At 61.8% G+C, this 23,814-nt stretch carries 24 protein-coding genes and 1 tRNA gene; 14 read left to right on the forward strand and 11 right to left on the reverse strand.

What is annotated here, in order from left to right; translation table 11 throughout:
• Positions 1–42: 42 nt before the first annotated feature.
• The 3 genes from NHF53_RS02175 to NHF53_RS02185 form a co-directional block, all read right to left on the reverse strand.
• The gene (locus tag NHF53_RS02175; RefSeq protein WP_114363731.1) at positions 43–1,035 is read right to left on the reverse strand and encodes a BMP family protein; all 993 of its coding nucleotides are present in this window, start codon (positions 1,033–1,035) and stop codon (positions 43–45) included.
• A 237-nt stretch (positions 1,036–1,272) separates the two neighbouring features.
• Positions 1,273–1,923, reverse strand: coding sequence for a peptide-methionine (S)-S-oxide reductase MsrA (gene msrA / locus NHF53_RS02180; protein WP_252832914.1), 651 nt, complete (start codon positions 1,921–1,923; stop codon positions 1,273–1,275).
• A gap of 38 nt (positions 1,924–1,961) precedes the next feature.
• On the reverse strand, positions 1,962–2,279 hold the full coding sequence (locus NHF53_RS02185) for a hypothetical protein (RefSeq protein WP_252834885.1): 318 nt from the start codon (positions 2,277–2,279) through the stop codon (positions 1,962–1,964).
• Positions 2,280–2,464: 185 nt separating this feature from the next.
• On the opposite strand from NHF53_RS02185, the gene NHF53_RS02190 reads away from it, so the two are divergent.
• A tRNA-Ser gene (locus NHF53_RS02190) sits at positions 2,465–2,554 on the forward strand.
• 49 nt (positions 2,555–2,603) lie between these two features.
• On the opposite strand, the gene NHF53_RS02195 is transcribed toward NHF53_RS02190, so the two are convergent.
• From NHF53_RS02195 to NHF53_RS02225, 7 genes are all read right to left on the reverse strand, one after another.
• The gene (locus NHF53_RS02195) at positions 2,604–3,056 is read right to left on the reverse strand and encodes a CoxG family protein (protein WP_252832915.1); all 453 of its coding nucleotides are present in this window, start codon (positions 3,054–3,056) and stop codon (positions 2,604–2,606) included.
• 74 nt (positions 3,057–3,130) lie between these two features.
• Entirely contained in the window at positions 3,131–4,435 is a 1,305-nt protein-coding gene (pncB, locus tag NHF53_RS02200) for a nicotinate phosphoribosyltransferase (RefSeq protein ID WP_252832916.1), read from the reverse strand.
• A gap of 186 nt (positions 4,436–4,621) precedes the next feature.
• A complete protein-coding gene (locus NHF53_RS02205) occupies positions 4,622–5,584 on the reverse strand; it encodes a glyoxylate/hydroxypyruvate reductase A (RefSeq protein ID WP_252832917.1) in 963 nt (320 codons plus the stop codon).
• Between the two features lie 16 nt (positions 5,585–5,600).
• Positions 5,601–7,229, reverse strand: a complete 1,629-nt coding sequence (locus tag NHF53_RS02210) for an ABC transporter ATP-binding protein (RefSeq protein WP_252832918.1) — start codon at positions 7,227–7,229, stop codon at positions 5,601–5,603.
• Positions 7,226–8,374 (reverse strand): ABC transporter permease, encoded by a 1,149-nt coding sequence (locus NHF53_RS02215; RefSeq protein ID WP_252832919.1) that lies wholly within the window; start codon positions 8,372–8,374, stop codon positions 7,226–7,228. The genes NHF53_RS02210 and NHF53_RS02215 overlap by 4 nt, the downstream gene beginning before the upstream one ends.
• 1 nt (position 8,375) lies before the next feature.
• Positions 8,376–9,473, reverse strand: coding sequence for a microcin C ABC transporter permease YejB (locus NHF53_RS02220; protein WP_252832920.1), 1,098 nt, complete (start codon positions 9,471–9,473; stop codon positions 8,376–8,378).
• 160 nt (positions 9,474–9,633) lie between these two features.
• On the reverse strand, positions 9,634–11,484 hold the full coding sequence (locus NHF53_RS02225; protein ID WP_252832921.1) for an extracellular solute-binding protein: 1,851 nt from the start codon (positions 11,482–11,484) through the stop codon (positions 9,634–9,636).
• A gap of 188 nt (positions 11,485–11,672) precedes the next feature.
• Between NHF53_RS02225 and mepA the strand changes: the two genes are divergently transcribed.
• From mepA to NHF53_RS02255, 6 genes are all read left to right on the forward strand, one after another.
• Positions 11,673–12,740, forward strand: a complete 1,068-nt coding sequence (mepA, locus tag NHF53_RS02230) for a penicillin-insensitive murein endopeptidase (RefSeq protein WP_252832922.1) — start codon at positions 11,673–11,675, stop codon at positions 12,738–12,740.
• Positions 12,741–12,832: 92 nt separating this feature from the next.
• Positions 12,833–13,213, forward strand: a complete 381-nt coding sequence (locus tag NHF53_RS02235; RefSeq protein ID WP_114363766.1) for a methylglyoxal synthase — start codon at positions 12,833–12,835, stop codon at positions 13,211–13,213.
• 34 nt (positions 13,214–13,247) lie between these two features.
• On the forward strand, positions 13,248–14,270 hold the full coding sequence (locus NHF53_RS02240) for a glucokinase (protein ID WP_252832923.1): 1,023 nt from the start codon (positions 13,248–13,250) through the stop codon (positions 14,268–14,270).
• A 116-nt stretch (positions 14,271–14,386) separates the two neighbouring features.
• Complete coding sequence (locus NHF53_RS02245) at positions 14,387–16,180, forward strand: ABC transporter ATP-binding protein (RefSeq protein ID WP_252832924.1); 1,794 nt, start codon at positions 14,387–14,389, stop codon at positions 16,178–16,180.
• A 14-nt stretch (positions 16,181–16,194) separates the two neighbouring features.
• On the forward strand, positions 16,195–17,019 hold the full coding sequence (dapB, locus tag NHF53_RS02250) for a 4-hydroxy-tetrahydrodipicolinate reductase (protein WP_252832925.1): 825 nt from the start codon (positions 16,195–16,197) through the stop codon (positions 17,017–17,019).
• Positions 17,020–17,043: 24 nt separating this feature from the next.
• Entirely contained in the window at positions 17,044–17,679 is a 636-nt protein-coding gene (locus tag NHF53_RS02255) for a 2,3-bisphosphoglycerate-dependent phosphoglycerate mutase (RefSeq protein ID WP_252832926.1), read from the forward strand.
• A 16-nt stretch (positions 17,680–17,695) separates the two neighbouring features.
• Here NHF53_RS02255 and phnF read toward each other — a convergent pair whose 3' ends face one another.
• Positions 17,696–18,433: a phosphonate metabolism transcriptional regulator PhnF gene (phnF, locus tag NHF53_RS02260; protein WP_252832927.1), complete on the reverse strand. Its 738-nt coding sequence runs from the start codon at positions 18,431–18,433 to the stop codon at positions 17,696–17,698.
• 83 nt (positions 18,434–18,516) lie between these two features.
• Between phnF and phnG the strand changes: the two genes are divergently transcribed.
• From phnG to NHF53_RS02295, 7 genes are read left to right on the forward strand one after another with little or no spacing between them, the layout of a single operon-like run.
• Entirely contained in the window at positions 18,517–18,990 is a 474-nt protein-coding gene (phnG, locus tag NHF53_RS02265) for a phosphonate C-P lyase system protein PhnG (RefSeq protein ID WP_252832928.1), read from the forward strand.
• Positions 18,990–19,598: a phosphonate C-P lyase system protein PhnH gene (gene phnH, locus NHF53_RS02270; protein ID WP_252832929.1), complete on the forward strand. Its 609-nt coding sequence runs from the start codon at positions 18,990–18,992 to the stop codon at positions 19,596–19,598. Before phnG ends, phnH begins: the two co-directional genes overlap by 1 nt.
• Positions 19,599–19,601: 3 nt before the next feature.
• Entirely contained in the window at positions 19,602–20,708 is a 1,107-nt protein-coding gene (locus NHF53_RS02275) for a carbon-phosphorus lyase complex subunit PhnI (protein ID WP_252832930.1), read from the forward strand.
• Positions 20,705–21,595, forward strand: a complete 891-nt coding sequence (locus NHF53_RS02280; RefSeq protein ID WP_252832931.1) for an alpha-D-ribose 1-methylphosphonate 5-phosphate C-P-lyase PhnJ — start codon at positions 20,705–20,707, stop codon at positions 21,593–21,595. Before NHF53_RS02275 ends, NHF53_RS02280 begins: the two co-directional genes overlap by 4 nt.
• On the forward strand, positions 21,592–22,368 hold the full coding sequence (gene phnK, locus NHF53_RS02285) for a phosphonate C-P lyase system protein PhnK (protein ID WP_252832932.1): 777 nt from the start codon (positions 21,592–21,594) through the stop codon (positions 22,366–22,368). Before NHF53_RS02280 ends, phnK begins: the two co-directional genes overlap by 4 nt.
• 12 nt (positions 22,369–22,380) lie before the next feature.
• Complete coding sequence (phnL, locus tag NHF53_RS02290) at positions 22,381–23,088, forward strand: phosphonate C-P lyase system protein PhnL (RefSeq protein ID WP_252832933.1); 708 nt, start codon at positions 22,381–22,383, stop codon at positions 23,086–23,088.
• Complete coding sequence (locus tag NHF53_RS02295; protein ID WP_252832934.1) at positions 23,085–23,705, forward strand: DapH/DapD/GlmU-related protein; 621 nt, start codon at positions 23,085–23,087, stop codon at positions 23,703–23,705. Before phnL ends, NHF53_RS02295 begins: the two co-directional genes overlap by 4 nt.
• Positions 23,706–23,814: the final 109 nt, after the last annotated feature.

Below are 23,814 nucleotides of genomic sequence, written 5' to 3' on the forward strand. Positions count from 1 at the left end.
CGCAGTGCGGTCGAAGAGACCGCCCTGCGCCCGCAGTTCAGATCACTTCGGGCAGGAATTGTCCGACATGTAATCGTGAACCTTGACGGTTCCGGCGATGATGTCGGCCTTCGCCTTCTCGACAGCCGCCTTCATGTCTTCGGTGACGAGCTTGGCGTTGTTGTCATCCAAGGCGTAGGCAACGCCGTCTTCCTTGACGCCGAGGGCCTGGGTGCCGGCGGCGAACTTGTCAGCCTTGGCATCGGCATAGGCGTTGTAGACGGCGAGGTCGACACGCTTAACCATCGAGGTCAGCACCGAACCCGGGTGCAGGTGGTTCTGGTTCGAATCGACGCCGATCGACAGCTTGCCGTTATCCGCCGCCGTCTGCAGCACGCCGAGACCCGTCGCCCCCGCAGCCGCGTAGATCACGTCCGCACCCTGGTCGATCTGGTTCTTGGTGAGTTCACCGCCACGCACCGGATCGTTCCACGCGGCACCGGTCGTGCCGGTCATGTTCTGCAGGACCTCAATGGACGGGTTGGCCGCGCGGGCCCCCTGCTCGTATCCGCATTCGAACTTGCGGATCAGCGGGATATCCATGCCGCCGACGAAGCCGACCTTGCCGGTCTTGGAGGCCATGCCCGCCAGAATGCCGACGAGGTAAGACCCTTCCTCTTCCTTGTAGACTACCGAGCGAACGTTCGGCAGATCGACGACGGAGTCGACGATCACGAACTTCGTATCGGGAAACTCGGCAGCAACCTTTTCGATCGCCGAAGTCCAGGCGAAGGAGACGGCAACGACGGGGTTGTAGCCCTTCGAAGCGAAGTTGCGGATCGCCTGTTCGCCCTGGGTATCGCCCGTCGGCTCAAAATCACGGTAGTCAATGCCGGTCTCGGCCTTGAACTTTTCCGCGCCGGCATAAGCTGCCTCGTTGAAAGACTTGTCGAACTTGCCGCCCGTACCATAGACCAGCGCCGGCTTGACATCTGCTGCAAGCGCTGTTGCAGACATGCCCGCCAAGGCAATCAGACTCAAAAGGGTTTTCTTCATTGCTTAGCCCTATTCTTTCTTTCTAATTAACATATTGGGTCCTCCCGCAAGCGCTTCGACACCCACGACTGCGGAACCACCGACCCGCCCAATGGGTCCCGGCTGGCCAGCATCCTTGCATGGCTTTTGGAAAAATTCATCCGGTTTTTTTCAGTTGGTAAAGATTCGTCGACGCGCCGTGCGACGGGCGCCACGGACGCGAAAAATCAAACCAGATCAAAGCGGTGACGCCACCTGCTACGCGGCGGGACAGGTCACACCGATCCCCTTCAGGCCGCAATAGCCCCCTGGGTTCTTGGCGAGATACTGCTGGTGGTAGTCTTCGGCGTAGTAAAACTCGGGAGCAAGCGCGACCATTGTAGTAACGGTGTTCTTGCGGTCCGCCGCGATCAGCGCCTGCTGAAACCCGTCACGCATCCTCTGCGCACGCTCGAAGTCTTCGACGGCCTCGACAAAGATCACCGAACGATAGGTAGTTCCAATGTCGTTTCCCTGCCGCATGCCCTGGGTGGGATCGTGATTTTCGAAGAAGATCTTGAGAAGATTTTCGAGCGGAACTGCATCGGGATCGTAGACAACCTTGACCACCTCGGCATGGCCGGTCAGTCCCGTCACTGTTTCCTGATAGGTCGGGTTGGGCGTGAAGCCACCCTGGTAGCCCGCGGCCGTCACCCACACGCCCGGCGTTTGCCAGAAGAGGCGCTCCGCCCCCCAGAAACAACCCATGCCGAGATAGATGGTCGCCATGCCGTCCGGGTAGGGCCCCTTCAGAGGTCGACCATTGACGAAATGGGTCGTTGCCGTCGGAATGGGCGACGACCGACCGGGCAAGGCTGCCTCCGGCGTCGGCATCGTCATCTTCTTGTTGAACATGTCGATCAGGAACATCTGAATCTCCATTCTGCGCCCGAGAACGGCGCTGTGGCTCAGGCGGCAAAACGCCCCGCGGGCGACCGCCTCTTGTATCCGATCATCCACAGCATCAGCGAGAGGGCGAGAAAGACTGCGAAAGCCGGGAGCGGCAGAAGCCAGCGTATGGCAAAGCCCCAGGCATTGGGTCCCCACTCGCGCTGTACCGTGTCGCTGACGACACTCAGCGTATTGGGGCTCAGCTCGAGCCAGGCGATGCCGAGCGGCGTAACCATCACCTCGGAGGCGGAGACGGAGGCGATCGAGTCCAGGATACCCGCCACAACGGCGATGCAGAGCGCGACCAGGCTCAGGAAGCGGAACAAAAAACGTATCAATCTCTTCTCCGCCGGTCCGCGCATCCGTACCGCGACACTTTAGGGCGCACTGTGATGATTACATAGGGTTTCGGAAGGGCAAGTCAAAATTCTGTCAGATTCAGGTTGATCCCGGACGAATCCTCGGTATATATCGCGCCCGACCGGCCGCATTGCCTTCTTCGGCATACTGGCTGTCAAACGGACAGGTGGCCGAGTGGTTTAAGGCGCACGCCTGGAACGCGTGTGTACGTGAAAGCGTACCGAGGGTTCGAATCCCTCCCTGTCCGCCATCTCCCCTTAATCTTCCTCTACGCTTTCAAGCAAACGGCAGGCCTGAGCCTAGATAGGTTGACCGACGACGAGCTCCGCGAAGCGTGAGAAGAACTCGCCTGCGAGCTTCTTGGCCGTCGAGTCGATGAGCCGGCTACCGAGCTGGGCGATCTTGCCACCGACTTCGGCCTTGACGTTGTAAGTGAGTATGGTTGCAGCCTCTCCATCCGCCGCAAGTGCGACTTCGGCGCCGCCCTTGGCAAAGCCCGCGATTCCGCCTTTCCCCTCGCCGCTGATCGTATAGGAGCGTGGCGGGTCAAGGTTCGAAAGTGCAACAGCCCCTTCGAACTTCGCCTTGATTGGACCGATCTTCAAAACGACCTTCGCCGACATGTCGGTATCGCTCGTCTTGTCGAGGCTCTCGCAGCCGGGGATGGCCTGCCGGAGAATTCCGGGGTCGTTCAGGGCCTGCCAGACGGCGCCGATCGGCGCCTCGATACGTTCCGTTCCGCTCATGTCCATCGGCCGATCCTCCCGTTTCGCAAGCTCCTCACGTGCAGTTTACAGGCGCCTCGATCCGCTTGGCAAGGCGGCGATCAGACGACGACAGGCTGTTCGACCCGACCCACGCCGCCGAAGAATTTCAGGTACCGTTCGATCTCCGCGGAATCGCCAGTCGCCTTGCGCGGATTGTCGGAGAGTTTGACAGCCGGTCGGCCGTTGGCCTCGCTCACCTTGCAGACGAGCGAGATGGGTTTCAGGCTCTCGATCTCGCGCGGCGCACAGCCTGCAAAGTCGTTGGTGAGATTGGTTCCCCAGCCGAAGCTCATCCGGACCCTGCCCTCGAAATGCCGATAAGTGTCGACAATCGCATCGACATCGAGCGCATCCGAAAAGATCAACAGCTTCTGGCGTGGATCGCGGCCCATCTTCCGCCACCACTCGATGATTTCCTCGCCACCCTCGATGGGCGGTGCGCTGTCAGGGCGAAACCCGGTCCAGTCGGCAACCCAGTCGGGCGCATCGCGCAGGAAGGCCGCTGTGCCGAACGTATCCGGCAGCACGATCAGCAGGTTGCCGCCGTAGAGCTGCTTCCAGTCGCGCAGCACCTGATAGGGAGCGGCTGCGAGTTCGGCGTCGTTCCGTGCAAGCGCCGCCAGGACCATGGGCAATTCGTGGGCGTTGGTGCCGACCGCCTCGAGGTCGGAGTCCATCGCGAGCAGGACGTTGCTGGTGCCGGTGAAGGCGGGGCCGATCCCCTCCTTCAGGGCTTCGACGCACCAGCGTTGCCAGAGGAAACTATGCCGGCGGCGCGTACCGAAATCGGAGATTCTCAATCCCGGGAGGTCACGCAGGCGTTCAACCTTCGCCCACATCTTGGCCTTGGCACGGGCATAGAGTACGTCGAGCGTAAAGAGACCCAGCGACTTCATGACGGCACGCGAGCGCAGCTCATTGATGATCGAAAGCGCCGGAATCTCCCACATCGTGGTCTCCTTCCAGCGTCCATGGAAGTGCAGAACGTACTGACCGTTCTTCTTGGACAGCTCGTATTCCGGGAGTTGAAAATCGGCAAACCAGCTCAGAAACTCCGGCTCGAATATCTGCGACTTGCCGTAGAACGTGTTGCCGGCGAGCCAGATCGCCTCCTTCTTCGTGAGGCGCAGCGAGCGGGCATAATCGAGTTGCTCGCGCAATTCTCCCTCGTCGATCTCGTCGGCGAGACGTACGGTCGTCGTCCGGTTGATCAGGCTGAAGGTGGCGTCGACGTCCGGATACTGTTTCCAGATCATCTGCAGCATCAGAAGCTTGTAGAAGTCGGTGTCGATCAGGCTTCGGACAATGGGATCGAGCTTCCAGGTGTGGTTGTACACACGGCTTGCGATATCGGTCTTGGTCATCGGATGTCCGCCCTGCCAGGAACGGCCGGGTCAGGCCGCCAGTTCACGAGCCGGCCAGAGGGTCGACTGCTTCCGACGCAACCTTATCGAAAAAACCGCTGCCAAAGTCCATAGCAGAACGGAGACTTATGCCTGCCGGCCACGACGCGGCCGGGGCCAATATTCCCCGCAAACACATGGCCGAGGTCAGTAGCCCGCCTTGCGGTCAACGACATGCTGGAGCGGCATGCCCGATTCGAACCGCTCGATCTGTTCCTCGACATGAGCAAACAGGGCCTTGACGTCGGAGGCGGCGGCTGCGTGCGGCGTTACAATCACGTTTTCCATGCCCCACAGCGGGCTTTCCGTGGAAAGCGGCTCCTGTTCGAATACGTCAAGCGAAGCTCCCCCGAGGACATCGTTTTCAAGCGCGGCAATAACATCGGCCTCGACCTGGCTGCCGCCCCGCCCGGCATTGATGAAGACCGGCTTGCCGAGCGCACCGCCCTGACGCAGCCGGGCGAACAGACGCGCGTCGTAAATGCCCCGCGTATCGGGCGTGAGCGGCAACAGGCCGACAAGGATGTCGGTCCGGCCGAGGAATGCATCGAGGCCGGCGGCATCGAAGGTCTCGACACCTTCGATCAGCTTCGCGGTACGGGACCAGCCGATGACGTCGAAGCCCATGACCTTGAGTTTTCGGACTGAGTCCTGACCAAGAACGCCCAGCCCCATAACGCCGACGGTCAGATCGCGCGCCTCCGGCTGCGGATCGATTTCGCGCCAGACCCGCGCTCGCTGCTGCATCGCATAGGCCGGAACGCGGCGCAGATGGGCGAGCGCCTGCAGCACGACCCATTCGCTCATGCGGTCGGTCAGGCTGCGATCCACGAAGCGCACAACGGGCAAGTCCGGCAAGTCATAGGCCGAGAGAATGTGATCCACACCGGCTCCACCGGAGAAGATCACTTTCAGGCCGCTTGCGCGAACGAAGAGCTGCGGGTCCGGCTTCCAGACCACCGCATAGGGAATGCCGCTCAGATCGCGACCGGCATTTTCGGGCAGCGCCATATCGATGACTTCGCGGCCGGCGAAGGCGTTCGTGAGCGCAGCCATGACGCTGGCACGGCCGAACTTGAGATCAATGACGACGGGGCTCTTCTCGGCCATGGGATACCTTATCCTGCTACTCACTGATTGCGGCGGTCCTGACCGCCTCGAGATTGAAGGCCGCGGCGAGCAGAGCCCGTGTGTATTCGTTTTTTGGCGCGCCGAAGATGTCCGCGGCCGGCCCCTGCTCCACCACCTGCCCTGCGCGCATGACGATGACGTCGTTTGCAAGCGCCTTCACGACGCGCAGATCGTGACTGATGAAGAGGTAGGCGAGGTCGTGGCGCTTCTGCAGGTCACGCAAGAGGTCGACCACTTGCGCCTGTACGCTCATGTCGAGCGCAGAGGTCGGTTCGTCGAGCATGACGAAACGCGGCTTCAGCACCATGGCGCGGGCGATCGCTATGCGTTGACGCTGGCCGCCGGAGAACTCGTGCGGGTAGCGCCACCGGGTCGCGGTGTCGAGCCCCACTTCCTCGAGTGCCCAGCAGACCCTTGCATCGCGCTCATCCGCAGAAAGATCGCGTTCGTGAACCTTCAGTCCCTCGGCAATGATCTCGCCGACCGACATGCGGGGGCTCAGGGAACCATAGGGATCCTGGAAGACGATCTGCAGGCGGTTGCGCAATGGACGCATGTCCTTGTGCGAATAGCCGTCGATTTCCTGGCCGATGAAGCCGATGCGCCCCGTCGAGGAAATCATGCGCGCGAGCGCCAGACCAAGTGTGGTTTTGCCCGAACCGGATTCGCCGACCACGCCGAGCGTCTGCCCGGCCCGGAGCACCATGTCGACACCATCCACCGCCTTGACGTGATCGACGACCTTGCGCAGGAAACCCGCCTTGATCGGAAACCAGACACGAATGTCCTTGCCTTCCATCACGATCGGCTTGCCGGGATCGGTCGGCGGAGGCTCGCCGCGCGGCTCGGAGGCCAGGAGATGACGCGTATAGGCATGCCGCGGGTTCGAGAAGATTTCTTCAACGGGACCGCTTTCGACGATACGTCCCCCGGTCATGACGCAGACGCGATCGGCGAACTTGCGGACAATGCCGAGGTCATGGGTGATGAATAGCATCGACATGCCGTGGGTGGCCTTCAGCGAACGCAGGAGCTCGAGGATCTGTGCCTGAACGGTAACGTCGAGCGCGGTCGTCGGCTCGTCGGCGATCAGCAGCTTCGGACGGTTGGCGAGCGCCATGGCGATCATCACGCGCTGGCGCTGCCCGCCCGAAAGCTCGTGCGGATAGGCGGCAAGTCGCTTCTCCGGATCACGAATGCCGACCTGACGCAACAATTCCAGCGTCCGGTCGCGCGCCGCCGATCCGCTCGTCGCCTGATGCAGGGCGAGTACTTCGCCGATTTGCTTCTCTATGGTGTGGAGCGGATTGAGCGAAGTCATCGGCTCCTGGAAGATCATCGTGACATCGTTGCCACGCACACGACGAAGATCAGTCTCTGGAAGCTTCAGCAGGTCACGACCCTCGAAGAGGATCTCGCCCGACGGATGGCTTGCCGCCGGGTAAGGCAAAAGTCGCAGGACAGAGTTCGCCGTTACGGATTTGCCGGATCCCGACTCGCCGACCAAGGCGACGACCTCGCCCGACCGGACGTCGAAGCTCACGCGATCGACCGCGAGCGTTTCTCCGTCGCCCTGGCGGAAGGCGACCGAAAGGTCCCGGACCGAAAGAAGCGCCTCCATCATTTGAAGGCCTTTCTCGGATCGAAGGCATCACGCACGGCCTCGCCTACGAAGATCAGCAGCGAAAGCATGATCGACATGGTGAAGAAGGCGGTGAGACCGAGCCACGGCGCCTGCAGGTTGCGCTTGCCCTGCGCGATAAGTTCACCGAGCGACGGAGAGCCGGGCGGCATGCCGAAGCCGAGGAAGTCGAGCGAGGTGAGCGTGGTGATGGAGCCAGACAGAATGAACGGGAGGAAAGTCAGCGTCGCAACCATCGCATTGGGAAGGAGGTGGCGGAACATGATCGTCCAGTTGCCCACCCCTAGCGCGCGGGCGGCATTCACATATTCGAAGTTGCGGGCCCGCAGGAACTCGGCGCGGACGATCCCGACGAAGCTCACCCACGAGAAGAGCAGCATGATGCCGAGCAGAACGAAAAAGCCGGGCGGCAGGATCGCCGCGATGATGAGCAGGATGTAGAGCACCGGCATGGACGACCAGATCTCGATGAAGCGCTGCATCAGGAGGTCCGTCCAACCGCCGAAGTACCCTTGCACGGCACCGGCCGTGACGCCGATGACTGCCGAACAGAGGGTGAGCGCAAGACCGAACAGCACCGAAATGCGGAACCCGTAAATCATGCGGGCCGTGACGTCCCGGGCCTGATCGTCGGTGCCCAGCCAGTTGAGGTTCCCGAGTACGCAGCCCGGATCATCGGCGCCCAGCGGATAGCCTTTGCAGCGCTCCTCCTTGCTCATCAGCCAGAAGGGCGGCGTCGGCGCCGAATGGGGAATCTCGGAGTTTACCGTGCGATAGGAGTAGCGGATCGGCGGCCAGACCATCCAGCCGTTGGCATTGATCTCGTCGGCGACGAAGGGTGAACGGTAATCAGTGACCGCCAGGAAACCGCCGAACTTCTCCTCCGGGTAGTCGACGAGAACCGGAAACAGGAGTTCGCCCTTATAAGAAGCAACGAGCGGCCGATCGTTGGCGATCAACTCGGCAGAAAGACTGAGCACGAAGAGGATCATGAAGATCCAGAAGGACCAGAAGCCCCGCCGGTTGGCCTTGAAGTTTTCGAGGCGCCTGCGGTTGGTTGGAGAAAGCCAGGGCTTCCTGCCCGGCCCCACGGTACCCTTGACCGCGATCGGTTCGGAAACGGACATCTCAGACGTCCCTCCGTTCGAAATCGATGCGCGGATCGATCCAGGTATAGATCAGGTCCGAGACGAGGCCGACGAAGAGGCCCATCAGCGAGAAGATGTAGAGCGTGGCAAAGACGATCGGATAGTCGCGATTGACCACCGACAGATAGCCCAGACGGCCGAGGCCATCGAGCGAGAAGATATTCTCGATCAGCAGCGAGCCAGTGAAAAAGGCCGAGATGAAGGCGCCCGGAATGCCTGCGATAACGATCAGCATGGCGTTGCGGAAAACGTGGCCGTAGAGCACCTGGCGCTCGGAGAGCCCCTTGGCGCGTGCCGTGATCACGTACTGCTTCTTGATCTCGTCGATGAACGAATTCTTGGTGAGCAGGGTCGTGGTGGCGAAGGCCGAAAGCGAGAGTGCGATCAGCGGCAACGTCAGGTGCCAGAAATAGTCGACGATCTTCTCCCACCAGGAAAGCTCGGCGAAATTGTCCGAGACGAGTCCGCGCAGCGGAAACCAGTCGAAGAAGGAACCGCCGGCAAAAAGCACGATCAGCAGGATACCGAAAAGAAAGCTCGGAACCGCGTAGCCGATGACGATGACCCCGGACGTCCAGACGTCGAAGGGCGAGCCGTCCTCCACCGCCTTCTTGATGCCGAGCGGGATCGAGATCGCGTAGGAAATGAGCAGGATCCATACACCGAGAGAAATCGAGACGGGCATCTTCTCAACGATCAGGTCGACGACAGACGTGTTTCGGAAGAAACTTTCTCCGAAATCGAAGCGAATATAGTTCCACATCATCTCGGCGAAGCGTGTGAGCGGCGGCTTGTCGAAGCCGAACTGCTTCTCCAGCTTGGCAATGAGTTCGGGATCGAGACCCTGCGCACCGCGATATTTCGAACTCGTTTCGTCCGCCCCGAACTGCTGCTGGCCGACGAGATCGCCGCCGCCCGTCAGGCGCTGGTCGGCGCTGTCACCCTGGCCCGTCAGTTGTGCGATCACCTGCTCGACGGGCCCGCCGGGTGCGAACTGTATGACCAGGAAGGAAATGCCCATGATGCCGACGATAGTCGGGATCATCAGGAGCAGTCGCCGCAGGATATAGCCGCTCATCGAACTGATGCTCCGGTCGGGCGGAGGCTTCTCACGCCAAAATCCGTCTCATGCCCTGCGATCAACTCGTTGGTCCTTTCCCGCCACGGCCTCACTCGGCGAGTGGCGATTCGCACTATCCATTCCTAGCCGGTCAGGGGAACGGCGCAAGCCCTGCCCGTCATTGCGCCGCACCTTTGGCCCACCAGATCTGGGGAAAGCCGATGCCATAGGCCGGGAGCGGTTCCGGGCGCCCGAACTTGTCCCAGTAGGCGATTCTGGACGATCGCATGGTGTAGGAAGGCACGACATAGTTTCCCGTCAACAGAAGCCGGTCGAGCGCCTTCACCGTCGCAACCAGCGTCTTCCGGTCCTTCACGAACGCGATCTCATCAACGAGCTTGTCAATCGCAGGATTGCTGATCCCTGCGTAGTTCCGGGAACCGGGCACGTCGACGGACTTCGACCCCCAATATTCGCTCTGCTCATTGCCAGGGTTGAGACTTTGCGCCCAGCCCAGATAGATCATATCGTAGTCGAAGCTGCGGACACGATTGGTGTACTGCGAAGCGTCGACGGTTCGAACAGACACTTCCACGCCGATCTTCCTCAGATTATCCGCAAAAGGCAGGGCGACCTTTTCAATCGTCGGCCCGTTCAACAGGATTTCGAAGGAGAGCGGAACACCGGTAGAGGCGAGGACCATCCGCCCGTTGCGCAGCTCGTAACCCGCTTCCTTCAGAAGGCCGATCGCCTTGCGCAGATTTTCTCTCAGCTTCGCCGGATCTCCGCCGACCGGATTGCTGTATCCCGTCGAAAACACCTCGGGTGGCACAGCGTCCTTGAGCGACCGCAGGATTTCCAGCTCCTTGCCGTCCGGCAGCCCTTTCGACGCGAGTTCCGAACCGTAGAAATAACTATCGATCCGCTGGTATTGGCCGAAGAAAATCGTCCGGTTCAACTCCTCGAAATCAAAGGCGTAGTTGAGAGCTTTACGAACGCGAATATCCTCGAATTTGTCCCGACGCATGTTCGGTATGAAGCCCATCAGAATGCCGGAAGTCTTGTATTCGTTATCCAGCACCTCGCGCTTGACGCGCCCATCGGCAACGGCCGGGAAATCGTAGGATCTTGCCCAGCGCATCGCTGAATTCTCGGTCCAAAAATCCACGTTGCCCGAACGGAAGGCTTCGAACTCGACATCGATATCCGCGAAGTAGGTGTAGGTCTGGCCGCGGAAATTGTCGTAGCCGATGTTGACGTTGAGATCCTTGCCCCAATAGTCGTCGCGAAGTTCGTAGCGGATCTTTGCACCGGGCGAAAAAGCAGCGATGCGGTATGGGCCGGACCCCATGATCGGCTCGAGAGTGGTCTTGGCTATGTCTCGAGGCTTGCCATCAGCCCCCTTGGCCTCCCACCAGTGCTTCGGAACGATATCGAGTTCACCGATGATGACTGGCAGTTCGCGGTTGTTCTTCTCATCGAAGGTGAAGGTGATTTCCCGCTCGCCCGTTTTTTCCGCCTTCAGCACGTGGCGGTAGTAGTTTGTGTAGAGCGGATTGAGTTCCTTGAACTTGTCAAAGCTGAAGACGACGTCCTCGGGTGTGACGGGGGCGCCATCCGCCCATTTCGCCTCCGGGCGCAACCGGAACTTCACGAAGGAGTAGTCGTCCGGAAAGGCGACGGCCTCGGCAAGAAGCCCGTAAACTGCATCGACTTCGTCCATCGAAGGTTTAAGCAGGGTTTCCGTGACGAGCGACAGACGCGGCGTCAGCCCCGCGGCCAGTTCCCCTTTGTCGAGCACCGGATTGAAGCTGTCGAACGTGCCCGATGCGGAGAGATTGAGATCGCCGCCCTTCGGCGCGTCGGGATTGACGTAGGAGAAGCGTTGGAAATCCTTCGGGTATTTCGGCGGCTCGATCACCGAGATCGCGTGGCGCCATTCAAGCTCCTCGGCAGTCACGCCCTCCGGCGCGGCGAATAACGCCGATACGAGAGCGAGAATGCCCGTTCCGACAAGAGCCAACTGCATGCCAAATCCCCCCTTAATTCTATAGAGTTTCGACCACCATAAGCAAAACAGCGGCAAAAAACAGGCCTCGGACGATCGCGGCGGCAGAGAGCGCGGCAGGTCACGGATTCACCAAACTCCGAATCCACGTTACACTTGACGGCAAATCACCTGCGGCGGCCAGCACTGGCTCTCGGCGGATTGAGGATATGAGATTGCAGACGAGAATGAGGCTGATCCGACTGGCGGCGATCGCGATAGCCGCACCGCTTCTTACGCTTCCGGAAAGCGGAAAGGCCTCCGAGCAGGTAACGGCCAAGCAGATCTTCGGCGGCATCGAGCTTCCGAGCCGGGCAGCGCCGGCGCCTTACGGGTTCTATTCGAAGGGGTGCATTTCCGGCGCTGTTGCGCTTCCCACCGACGGCCCCACATGGCAGGCCATGCGGCTCTCGCGAAACCGTCGCTGGGGGCACCCGCTGATGATTTCGCTGCTTGAACAGCTCGCGCACGATGCGCCCAAGGTCGGCTGGCCGGGTCTGCTCGTCGGGGACGTCTCGCAGCCGCGCGGTGGGCCGATGATGAATGGCCACGCCTCTCACCAGATCGGTCTCGACGCCGATATCTGGCTCACCCCGATGCCTGACCGCCGGCTCAGCGCGCAGGAACGTGAAGACCTTCCCTTCACCTCCATGCTGCGCAAGGACAAGTTTCTGACCGTCGATTCCCGGCTTTGGACGCCATCCCATGCGCGCCTCATCATGCTGGCGGCGAGCTATCCGCAAGTCGAACGCGTCTTCGTCAATCCCGCAATCAAGAAGAAGCTCTGCGACACCTGGACCGGTGATCGCTCGCTGCTCGGCAAGGTGCGGCCGATCTACGGTCACGACGCGCATTTTCATGTGCGCATCAAGTGCCCGGTCGGCGCGAGCGGATGCAAGTCCCAGGCGGCACCTCCGCCCGGAGACGGCTGCGACAAGTCCCTTGCCTGGTGGTTTACCCCCGAGCCCTGGGCGAAACCGAAAACGGATCCCAAGAAGCCCGCGCCGAAACCGCGGGAGATCGGTATTTCCGACCTGCCGAAATCCTGCGTCGCAGTGCTGAAGGCTCCTTCTGTCCCGAGTGAAGGCGAGGTGACATACAGCGGCGCCGCCACTCCGGTAGCCGCTTATGCCTCGGCACCTGCAGCGAACACACCCGCCGCAATGGAGGCAGGCGATCCGGCAGACATCGTGCCGGCAGAGGTTCCGATTCCGCTGCCTCGCCCCCTCGGCCAGTGACGTCTTCTCGCGTAGGTCGGCGCCACCTTTTCAAGGCGGCAATCGTGCTATAGAAGGCTTTCAAATCGATTTAAACCCAACCGGACCGACCAATGCCCGAGCGCCAATGCATCGCCCTCATCGCGCATGACCAGAAGAAGGACGAGCTCGCCGAGTTCGCCCGCCGCCATGCGCGGACGCTTTCCAGGTTCCGCATCGTGGCGACAGGTACCACCGGCGGAAGAGTGGCCGAGGCATGTCCGGAACTCGACGTCGCGCGCATGAAGAGCGGACCTCTCGGTGGCGACCAGCAGATCGGTGCGATGATCGCCACCGGCGAGGTGCAGATACTCATTTTCTTCGTCGATCCGTTGACCGCAATGCCACACGACGTGGATGTGAAGGCACTGATGCGGCTTGCCACCGTCTACGACATTCCGATGGCGTTGAATCTCGCGACCGCCGAGATATTGATGAGCGCAAAGAAAAACTGACGCAGCGCCCGATTTGGATCGCAGGAGCCGGCCTATGCCCAAGATCATCGAAAACGAGCAGCTTACTTTCCCCATCCTGATCGGCGACATCGGGGGAACCAATGCGCGCTTTTCGATCCTCATCGACACCTATGCCGAACCTCGGCAGTTTCCGATCGTCCACACGGCCGCCTTCCCGACGATCGAAGAAGCGATCCAGCAAGGCGTGCTCGACAGGACCTCGATCCAGCCTCGCTCAGCGATCCTCGCGATCGCCGGCCCGATCAATGACGACGAGATCCCGCTGACCAATTGCGACTGGGTCGTCCGTCCGAGGACGATGATCGAAGAGATGGGGTTCGATGACGTGCTGATCGTCAACGACTTCGAGGCGCAGGCGCTCGCCGTCGCTTCACTCTCCGACGAGAATCGCGAGCCGATCGGCCCGCTCTCCGCAAGTCCCATCGCCTCCCGTGTCGTGCTGGGGCCCGGCACAGGTCTCGGCGTCGCCGGACTGCTGCATGCGCAGCACACCTGGTTTCCGATCCCGGGTGAAGGTGGGCACGTGGACGTGGGCCCGCGCAGCGACCGCGATTTCCAGATATTCCCGCATTTGGCGCGGATCGACGGTCGCATCTCAGGAGAACAGCTCCTCTGCGGTCGTGGCGTCGTCAACATCTATGACGCGATCTGTGCGGCCGATGGCGTGGAGCCGCGATGGACCGACCCGGCCGACGTCTCGACACACGGACTGGCCGGCAGCGACGTACAGGCTGCCGAGACCCTCTCGCTCTTCGTGACTTATCTGGGTCGGCTTGCCGGGGATCTCGCCCTCATCTTCATGGCCCGGGGCGGCGTGTTCCTTGCCGGTGGCATTCCCCAGAAAATACTGCCGGCGCTCAAGCGTCCGGAATTCCGCGCCGCCTTCGAAGACAAGGCCCCGCACACCGGGCTGATGCACACGATCCCGACCTTCGTCGTCACTCACCCGCTCGCCGCGCTGTCAGGCCTCGCGAATTTCGCACGGACGCCTGCAAATTTCGGCCTGGCGACCGACGGCAGGCGCTGGCGCCGCTGACGATCAAAGGGGGGCATCCGCTTTTTTGTGGCCAACGGGGTTGCGACTGGCTATAGAGCGCCTAGGCCACAGCGTCCGCGGGTCCGGACGCGCAGTTCCACGGGGAATGCCTTTATTTGGAAGCCAGCAGGACACACAAGACGCCCGTCAGCTCGAGCAGCATCACAACCGTTCTGAAGCGTATCATCGCCGAGAACGGCCGCGATCACGTTAAGGGCTACATCTTCGCCGTCCTCTGCCTTGCGGTAGTGGCGCTCACGACCGCGTTCACCGCATGGATCATGGAGACGGTGGTGAACGAAGCGTTCGCCAACCAGAGAGCGGACATCGTCTGGCTCATCTGCGGCGCCATTCTCGGCGCCTTCATGCTGCGCGGCCTCGCAAGCTATGGGCAGGCGGTCACTCTTTCAAAGATCGGCAACAACATCGTTGCCCGCTATCAGCGGCGTCTTTTTTCGCACCTGATGACCCTGTCACTCGGCTTTTTTAGCGAGTCCCGCTCGGCTCATCTTGCGGCGCAGATCAGCCAGAACATCAACGGCATCCGTGATGTCCTCAATCTTACGGTCACGTCGACTGCGCGCGACCTGCTCACCCTGATTGCGCTGATCGGCGTCATGTTCGCCAAGGACTGGCTGCTGACACTGATCGTCTTCGTCGTGGCGCCCCCCCTGCTCTACGCGCTGCGCTACCTCTCCAAGCGGCTGCGCGCGGCGACGCGCGAGTCGATCATCTTCAACAGCCACGTGCTGGGCGCCATGCAGGAGACGATCCAGGGCATTGCGATCGTCAAGGCCTTCACGATGGAAGAAGAGCTGGACCGCAAGGTCCAGGGCACGATCGCCGCGGCCGAGCGCCGCGCGAACCGCATCGCCCGGCTCAGCGAACGAACGTCACCGCTCACGGAAACCTTTGCGGGGGTCGCCATTTCCAGCGTGCTTGCCTATGCGGCGTTCCGCTCGATCTATGGCGGCGTGCTGCCCGGCGCCTTCTTCTCTTTCATCGCGGCGCTGCTGATGGCCTACGAACCGGCGAAGCGGCTCGCCAAGCTGCAGGTGCAGATGGAGCGCGCCGTCGTCAATGCTCGGATGATCTACGAAATCCTCGACATGGAGAGCCCGCAACGCGACAGGCGGGACGCAACCGAACTCAAGGTCGGCGAGGCACGTATCGAATTTCGTAACGTCAAGTTCGCCTATGGCAACAACGAGCCGGTGCTGAAGGGCATCGACTTCGTCGCCGAAGGCGGAAGGACGACGGCGCTCGTCGGCCCGTCCGGTGCGGGCAAGTCGACCGTCATTACGCTCGTTCCGCGGTTCTACGATCCCGCAGAGGGTGAGATTCTGATCGACGGCCAGAACATCGCTTCAGTGACCAAGGCATCGTTGCGCAGGCACATCGCCTACGTATCGCAGCAGCCCTATCTCTTCGAAGGGACGATCCGCGACAACATCCGCTACGGCCGGCCTGAAGCGACGGATGCGGAGATCGAGGAAGCCGCCCGCCTCGCCTACGCCCACGACTTCATCATGGCTCAGCCAATGGGTTACGACACCCCCGTCGGGGAAAACGGCGTCACACTTTCCGGCGGTCAGCGGCAGCGGCTGTCGATCGCCCGCGCGCTGGTTCGCAACGCACCGATCCTGCTGCTCGACGAAGCAACATCGGCACTCGACACAGAATCGGAAGCGGCCGTCCAGAAGGCTCTGGACGAGGCAATGACCGGACGCACGGTCATCGTCATCGCCCACCGGCTTTCAACGATCATCAAGGCTGACAAGATCATCGTAATGCAGGGCGGGACGATCGCCGAGGAAGGGACCCACCAGTCGCTTGCACAGCGTCCCAACGGGCTCTACGCTCGGCTGAACCAGCTGCAGCCGGGCAGCAGCAACAACGAATTCTTCTGAGGTCGGACCACCCCATGAGTGATGCCATGAAACTCGTCGTCGTCGGAGCCGGTGGCCGCATGGGCCAGACGGTGCTGCGCCTCATCCAGGGGACGGAAGGTGCCGTGCTTCACGCCGCCGTCGAGCGTCCCGGCTCGCCGGCGATCGGCAAGGACGCCGGGGAACTGGCCGGGCTCGGGTCCATCGGAGTCCCGGTGAGCGACGATCCACTCGCCGCCTTCGTCCATGCCGATGGCGTGATCGATTTCACGTCGCCAGCGGCCAGCGTCGAATATGCCGGCCTCGCCGCGCAAGCGCGGATCGTCCATGTCGTCGGCACGACCGGCTGCACGGCGGAGGACGACGCGAAAATCGCAGCGGCAGCGCGCCACGCACGCATCGTCAAGTCCGGCAATATGAGCCTCGGGGTCAATCTGCTCTCCGTCCTGGTGAAACAGGCAGCACAGGCGCTCGACGCGGCGGGCTGGGATATCGAGGTGCTGGAAATGCATCACAAGCGCAAGGTAGACGCGCCGTCCGGGACGGCGCTTCTGCTCGCACGGGCGGCCGCCGAAGGGCGCGGTATAGACCTTGCAACTCATTCCGTCCGTGTGCGCGATGGCCATACGGGGCCGCGCGAGGATGGCAGCATCGGCTTTGCGACACTGCGGGGCGGCTCGGTGATTGGCGAGCACACCGTGCTCTTCGCCGGCGAGGGCGAGACGATAACGCTCTCCCACAGCGCCGGCGATCGTTCACTTTTCGCGCGCGGTGCGCTGAGGGCGGCGCTCTGGGCGCGTGACAAGAAGCCCGGCCTCTATTCCATGCTCGATGTTCTCGGGCTTTCTTCGTCCATCTAGATATTTCCTGCGGAGGATTTTCCCATGAGCGGTACTCTCGTGCTGGTTCGTCACGGCCAGAGCGAATGGAATCTCAAGAACCTGTTCACCGGATGGCGCGATCCGGGGCTGACCGAACTCGGCGTCCAGGAGGCTGAAGCCGGGGGGCAGGCTCTCGCCGATTACGGGATCAAGTTCGACATCGCGTTTACCTCCGCATTGTCGCGGGCGCAGAAGACTTGCGAAATCATCCTGAACAAGATCGGCCAGCCCAGCCTCGAGACCATTCGGGACGAAGCGCTGAACGAACGCGACTACGGTGACCTCTCAGGTCTCAACAAGGACGACGCCCGTGCAAAGTGGGGCGAGGAACAGGTCCATGTCTGGCGACGGTCCTACGACGTGCCGCCTCCGGGCGGCGAGAGCCTTCGCGACACCGGCGCCCGCGTCTGGCCTTACTACATGACCGACATCCTTCCGCGCGTGCTGCGCGGCGAAAAAGTTCTGGTCGCAGCCCACGGCAATTCGCTGCGTGCGCTCGTCATGGTCCTCGACCGTCTCTCCAAAGAGCAGATCCTCAAGCTCAACTTGGCGACCGGCGTGCCGATGGTCTACAAGCTCAATCCGGACTCGACCGTCGCCAGCAAGGAAGTGCTCGGCGACATGTCCGGCGCCCACTGAGGCGCCGCTTCGCCGGTCAACTTGCGATCGTGAACTGGACGCGGTCAGCCGGAAACCGGGTGACCGCGTACTGTATCGGGACTCCCGAAAGATCCGTATTGACGGCCCTCGTCACAAGCAGGATCGCTCCCGGCGTGAGCTCGAGAGCCGCAATGTCAGCGGCTTCGGCATGGGTCGCGGAAATCTCGGTAACGGAGCGCAGATAGTCGCCCAGCCCCAGCGCCGCGAGTGCTTCCGTGATCGAACCGCTGCGGGCGAAGACCTCGCCAATACCCTTGAAGCGCTCGGCGGGAAACCAGGCGGTCGAGCGCGATACTGCGCGGCCGTCGGCTTTGCGCAGCGCCTCCAGCCGGATAACCGGCGTCCCCGCCTCGAGCGCGAGCCAACGGGCAACCTCCAGGTTAGCCGGCTCTATTTCCGACGACAGCAGTAATCCCTGCAGATCGCGCGCCTGATCGCCTATGCCCTCGGTGAACCGAGTCCTACGCGAGATCGGAAAATTGAAACGTTCCTTGCGAACGATCAGGGTCCCGCGCCCCTGCACCGCCTGCACGATGCCCTCCTGCGCCAGCGATGCAAGGGCGCTGCGCACCGTGTGGCGATTGACGCCGAACTGGCCGGCAAGCACCATCTCCGGCGGCACCATGCCGGTTTCGTCGAATTCTCCCCGCGAAATGGCTTCTCGGATTCTGTCGGCAATCTGACGCCAGAGCGCGACGCCCGCCTGTCTTTCCACTCGTTTCAAATCCGTCATGTCACACGCTTGTCACGCTCGTTGGATATCCATAATCTCAGTTGTATGGTTGTCTATATTAATAGACATTTTGGAGCCTGGCAATGGATGTCAACAAACAAAGTGTAGCGGGCGAGGCAGGTGGCGATCGCAAACATGCAATCGACCTGCTCAGCCGTGCAAGCCGCGCAGAACTGACTGCCGCCTGGGCGGCGCTTTCGCTGCAACCGAGCGTCCAGATGCTGCGGGGACCGGAGACCGGACTTGTCATGGTTCGGGGCCGCATCGGCGGCGGCGGCTCGCCCTTTAACCTCGGAGAGGCGACGGTCAGCCGTGCGACGGTACGATTGGCAAACGGCATCGTCGGCTTCGGCCATTCGCTCGGCACCGATCGCGAAAAGGCGAGACTTGCGGCCATCTTCGACGCCCTCTGGCAACAGGCCGATACGCGTGACTTCGTGGAGGCGCACCTGCTGTCGCCGATTGCCGCCCGCATCGCTGCGGAAGACCGGCGCAAGACCGAGGAAACCGCGGCCACGCGCGTCGATTTCTTCACGATGGTGAGAGGAGAGGACTGATGACTCTCAGAACAGAAGCGCTGACCGGTGGCTACATCGACCCGGTCCACGATGCGCAAAGCACGTTTCGCATGTTGATGGATGGCATGGCCAGGCCGGGAACGACAAAGACCATCGTTCCGCCCGTCGAGCCGCCCGCCCCCTTGGGTTCGGCGGCGGGCGCCATAGCGCTCGCACTCTGCGACAACGACACGCCCGTCTGGCTTTCCGCCAGTATGGCGAAATCGCCGATCGCCGAGTGGATCGGCTTTCACACGGGTGCACCGGTAACGCGCGAGAAATCGGAAGCACGCTTCGCCTTCTTCGGCGCAGGCTCGCCCGTCACATCCTTCGGCCTCTTTGCGCTCGGCAGCCAGGAATATCCGGACCGGTCGACGACTGTGATTATCGAAGTCGCCGGTCTCGAGAGAGGTCCTCGGCTTACCCTGACGGGGCCGGGTATCCGCGAGAGCGTGGAGATCGCACCCGTCGGCCTTCCAGATATGTTTCTCCGGCAATGGGCCGACAACCGAGCGCTCTTTCCGCGCGGGATCGATGTCGTCCTGACGGCCGGGCGACAGGTTCTCTGCCTGCCGAGAACCTGCAACATCAGCATCGGGGAGATCTGACGAATGTATGTCGCCGTCAAAGGTGGAGAAACCGCGATCGCGAATGCCCATCGCCTGCTGGCAGACCGGCGTCGCGGGACCCGCGACCTTCCGTCCGTCACGATCGACCAGATCAGCGAGCAGCTTGGCCTTGCCGTCGATCGTGTCATGGCGGAAGCCTCGCTCTACGACCGCGCGCTCGCTGCGCTCGCCATCAAGCAGTCGCGCGGCGATCTCATCGAAGCGATCTTCCTCCTGCGCGCCTATCGCACGACGTTGCCCCGCTACGGCTACTCGGTTGCCATAGACACTGCGGACATGAAGATCGAGCGCCGCATCTCTGCCACCTACAAGGATCTTCCGGGCGGGCAACTCCTGGGCCCGACGTTCGATTACACGCATCGCCTTCTCGATCCGGATCTGATGGGGGATGGGGCGGTTGAAGAGCCGGCCCTCAAGGATAGTGAGTCCGAAAGAATAATGCGGGTCTCGGAGATCCTGGCGGAAGAAGGGCTGGTCGAGCCCGACGGCGACATGCCCGAGGACCACGTGACGGGCGACATCACCCGCGAGCCGATCGATTTTCCGATGCCGCGTGACCTGCGCCTTCAGGCACTTGCCCGTGGCGACGAGGGTTTCCTGCTTGCCCTCGGCTATTCCACCCAGCGCGGCTACGGCCGGACTCATCCCTTCGCCGGCGAAATTCGCATCGGCGAAGTCGAGGTGGAGATCGACATTCCCGAGCTCGGCATTGCCGTCTCGCTCGGACGCATTCAGGTGACCGAGTGTCAGATGATCAACCAGTTCAAGGGATCGGCGAAAGCACCGCCGCAGTTCACGCGCGGATACGGACTCGTGTTCGGCCAGAGCGAACGCAAGGCGATGGCCATGTCTCTTGTCGACCGCGCCCTGCGCGCGGACGAATTCGGCGAAGACATCGTCGCCCCAGCACAGGACGAGGAATTCGTGATCTCACACTCCGACAACGTCCAGGCGACCGGCTTCGTCGAACATCTGAAGCTGCCGCACTATGTCGACTTCCAGGCCGAACTCGAACTCGTGCGTCGCATGCGGGCAGAATACGAGGCCGGCCGGTCCAATCGTTTCACCGACAAGGAGGCTGCGGAATGAGCGCCGTTCCAGAGCTCGCCCAATACAATTTCGCGTATCTCGACGAACAGACGAAGCGGATGATCCGGCGGGCGATCCTGAAGGCGATCGCGATCCCCGGCTACCAGGTCCCGTTTGCGTCGCGTGAAATGCCGATGCCCTACGGTTGGGGGACTGGGGGCGTGCAGGTCACGGCCTCGATCATCGGCGCCAACGACGTGCTCAAGGTAATCGACCAGGGCGCCGACGACACCACCAATGCAGTGTCGATTCGTGCCTTCTTCCAGAAGGTCGCCAATGTCGCGGTCACCACGCATACGCATGAGGCGACCATTATCCAGACACGCCACCGCATCCCGGAAAAGCCGCTCAACGAGAACCAGGTGCTCGTCTATCAGGTGCCGATCCCGGAACCGTTGCGCTTCCTCGAACCGCGCGAGACCGAGACCCGGAAGATGCATGCGCTCGAGGAGTACGGGCTCATGCACGTGAAACTCTACGAAGACATCGCCAGGAACGGCCATATCGCGACGACCTACGCCTACCCGGTGAAAGTCAACGGCCGATACGTCATGGATCCGTCCCCGACGCCCAAGTTTGACAATCCGAAGATGCACATGTCGGACGCCCTGCAGCTCTTCGGAGCCGGACGCGAAAAGCGCATCTATGCGGTACCGCCTTACACCGAGGTGGTGAGTCTCGACTTCGAGGATCACCCCTTTGAGATCCAGAAATTCCATCAGCCGTGTGCGCTCTGTTGCGCAGAAGGCGTCTATCTCGATGAGGTGGTGCTCGACGATCGGGGCGGGCGCATGTTCGTTTGCTCGGACACCGATCACTGCGAGGAACGACGTGAACAGGGTCATGTCGGACACTTGCTCGCCACGCAGAAGGAGGTCGCGGAATGACCGATACACCGCTCCTGAAAGTCCGCGACGTCTCGAAATTCTACGGCAACCGGATCGGTTGCAGCAACGTGGCCTTCGACCTCTGGCCCGGGGAAGTGTTGGCAATCGTCGGGGAGTCCGGTTCAGGCAAGACCACCCTCCTCAACTGCCTTTCGACACGGCTGATGCCGACCACCGGCACCGTGGAGTACCATACACGCGACGGCAGCTATCGCGACCTGTATCACATGAGCGAAGCCGAGCGGCGCTTCCTCATGCGCACGGACTGGGGCTTCGTCCACCAGAACCCAGCCGATGGGTTGCGCATGACTGTGTCTGCCGGAGCCAACGTCGGCGAGCGGCTGATGGCGATCGGCAATCGACACTACGGCAACATTCGCGAAACCGCCGGTTCGTGGCTCGAGCGCGTCGAGATCAGCAACGACCGCATAGACGACCAGCCGCGCGCCTTTTCCGGCGGGATGCGTCAGCGCCTGCAGATCGCCCGCAATCTTGTCACCGCCCCACGCCTCGTCTTCATGGACGAACCGACAGGCGGCCTCGATGTCTCGGTGCAGGCGCGCCTTCTCGACCTCGTCCGCGGCCTCGTCAACGATCTTGGCCTTTCGGCGATTGTCGTCACGCACGACCTGGCGGTCGCGAGGCTCCTCTCCCACCGCATGATGGTGATGAAGGATGGCATGGTGATCGAACAGGGCCTCACTGATCGTGTGCTCGATGACCCCCGCGAGCCCTACACGCAATTGCTCGTCTCCTCGATCCTGCAAGTCTGAACGGAAAGCGCCATGGCAACGCCCCTCGTCGTCTCCGAAGTCTCGAAGAGCTTCACCATGCACCTGCGCGACGGCATCCGCCTGCCGGTCGTCGCGAACGTCTCCTTCTCGATCGCCGAAGCCGAATGCGTCGTCCTCGGCGGCCCTTCAGGCATCGGCAAGAGCTCGATCCTCAAGATGCTCTATGGCAACTATGCCGTGGATGCCGGACAGGTGCTCGTGGAGCACTGCAGTCACATTGTCGACATAGCGACCGCCGATCCGCGCATGATCATGGACATCCGCCGCACCACGGTGGGCTATGTGAGCCAGTTCTTGCGGACCGTCCCACGTGTCGCCGCAATCGACGTCGTCGCAGAACCCCTGGTCGTTCGCGGCACCGGCGTGGATACCGCGCGCATCCGTGCCGGCGAACTGCTGGAACGGCTCAATCTGCCGCAGGACCTCTGGCAACTGCCGCCTGCGACCTTCTCCGGCGGCGAGCAGCAGCGAGTGAACATCGCCCGCGGCTTCATCACCGATCATCGCATCCTCCTTCTCGATGAACCGACGGCCTCGCTCGACGCCACGAACCGGGCCGTGGTGGTGGACATGATCCGCCAGAAGAAGGCGGACGGCGTCGCCCTGCTCGGGATCTTCCATGACGAGGAGGTGCGCGAGGAGGTGGCCGACCGCATTCTCGACGTGACCGCGTTCTCGCCGAGAAAGGCAGCCGCATGAGCAAGAAGCTCGGGCACGATCCGCTTGTTCACGAGACCGCACATGTCGTGAACTCGGTACTCGGAGGCTATACCGAGATCGCCGAGCGCTGCCGCCTCGATGAGGTGGAACTCGGCGATTATTCCTACATGATGCAGGATAGTTCCGCCTGGTGCACTACCATCGGAAAATTCGTCAACATCGCCGCGGCAGTGCGCATCAACGCACCCAATCACCCGACGTGGCGGGCGACACTGCATCACTTCACCTACCGGGCGGCATCCTATTTCGACGGTGCGGAGAATGACGAAGAGTTCTTCGCATGGCGTCGCGAGAACCGTGTGGTGATCGGCCATGACGTATGGATCGGACATGGGGCGACGATCCTTCCGGGTGTTCACGTCGGAAACGGTGCCGTGATCGGTGCTGGAGCCGTCGTTTCCAAGTCCGTTGCGCCCTACGCGATCGTCGGCGGCGTTCCCGCCCGGCTCATCCGCGAGCGCTTTCCGGAAGATGTCGCCACCAGAATGGAAGCGCTCGCCTGGTGGGACTGGAGCCATGACCGGCTGCACATCGCTCTTGAGGATTTCCGGCGGCTGGATGGTGCTGCCTTTGTCGACAAATACGGGAAATCGTAAGTCTCTTCAAAAGGATATCAGATTTTACAATACCTACACAAATCTGACATCCGCACTTCATCCCCGTCCGATACAGGCTTTACCAATCACACGCACAGAAGATCGGAAG

It is taken from the genome of Ciceribacter sp. RN22, from assembly GCF_024054295.1.
Taxonomy (GTDB): Bacteria; Pseudomonadota; Alphaproteobacteria; order Rhizobiales; family Rhizobiaceae; genus Allorhizobium; species Allorhizobium lividum.

Bases quoted from the DNA above. Each gene is read 5' to 3' on its own strand.
- NHF53_RS02195 (WP_252832915.1), bottom strand. From the start codon at position 3,056: ATGGACATGAGCGGAACGGAACGTATCGAGGCGCCGATCGGCGCCGTC.
- NHF53_RS02210 (WP_252832918.1), bottom strand. From the start codon at position 7,229: ATGATGGAGGCGCTTCTTTCGGTCCGGGACCTTTCGGTCGCCTTCCGC.
- dapB (WP_252832925.1), top strand. From the start codon at position 16,195: ATGAGTGATGCCATGAAACTCGTCGTCGTCGGAGCCGGTGGCCGCATG.
- NHF53_RS02255 (WP_252832926.1), top strand. From the start codon at position 17,044: ATGAGCGGTACTCTCGTGCTGGTTCGTCACGGCCAGAGCGAATGGAAT.
- mepA (WP_252832922.1), top strand. From the start codon at position 11,673: ATGAGATTGCAGACGAGAATGAGGCTGATCCGACTGGCGGCGATCGCG.
- NHF53_RS02220 (WP_252832920.1), bottom strand. From the start codon at position 9,473: ATGAGCGGCTATATCCTGCGGCGACTGCTCCTGATGATCCCGACTATC.
- NHF53_RS02225 (WP_252832921.1), bottom strand. From the start codon at position 11,484: ATGCAGTTGGCTCTTGTCGGAACGGGCATTCTCGCTCTCGTATCGGCG.
- NHF53_RS02175 (WP_114363731.1), bottom strand. From the start codon at position 1,035: ATGAAGAAAACCCTTTTGAGTCTGATTGCCTTGGCGGGCATGTCTGCA.
- phnH (WP_252832929.1), top strand. From the start codon at position 18,990: ATGACTCTCAGAACAGAAGCGCTGACCGGTGGCTACATCGACCCGGTC.
- phnK (WP_252832932.1), top strand. From the start codon at position 21,592: ATGACCGATACACCGCTCCTGAAAGTCCGCGACGTCTCGAAATTCTAC.
- NHF53_RS02235 (WP_114363766.1), top strand. From the start codon at position 12,833: ATGCCCGAGCGCCAATGCATCGCCCTCATCGCGCATGACCAGAAGAAG.
- msrA (WP_252832914.1), bottom strand. From the start codon at position 1,923: ATGTTCCTGATCGACATGTTCAACAAGAAGATGACGATGCCGACGCCG.
- NHF53_RS02295 (WP_252832934.1), top strand. From the start codon at position 23,085: ATGAGCAAGAAGCTCGGGCACGATCCGCTTGTTCACGAGACCGCACAT.
- NHF53_RS02280 (WP_252832931.1), top strand. From the start codon at position 20,705: ATGAGCGCCGTTCCAGAGCTCGCCCAATACAATTTCGCGTATCTCGAC.
- NHF53_RS02205 (WP_252832917.1), bottom strand. From the start codon at position 5,584: ATGGCCGAGAAGAGCCCCGTCGTCATTGATCTCAAGTTCGGCCGTGCC.
- NHF53_RS02275 (WP_252832930.1), top strand. From the start codon at position 19,602: ATGTATGTCGCCGTCAAAGGTGGAGAAACCGCGATCGCGAATGCCCAT.
- NHF53_RS02215 (WP_252832919.1), bottom strand. From the start codon at position 8,374: ATGTCCGTTTCCGAACCGATCGCGGTCAAGGGTACCGTGGGGCCGGGC.
- NHF53_RS02240 (WP_252832923.1), top strand. From the start codon at position 13,248: ATGCCCAAGATCATCGAAAACGAGCAGCTTACTTTCCCCATCCTGATC.
- pncB (WP_252832916.1), bottom strand. From the start codon at position 4,435: ATGACCAAGACCGATATCGCAAGCCGTGTGTACAACCACACCTGGAAG.
- phnG (WP_252832928.1), top strand. From the start codon at position 18,517: ATGGATGTCAACAAACAAAGTGTAGCGGGCGAGGCAGGTGGCGATCGC.
- phnF (WP_252832927.1), bottom strand. From the start codon at position 18,433: ATGACGGATTTGAAACGAGTGGAAAGACAGGCGGGCGTCGCGCTCTGG.
- phnL (WP_252832933.1), top strand. From the start codon at position 22,381: ATGGCAACGCCCCTCGTCGTCTCCGAAGTCTCGAAGAGCTTCACCATG.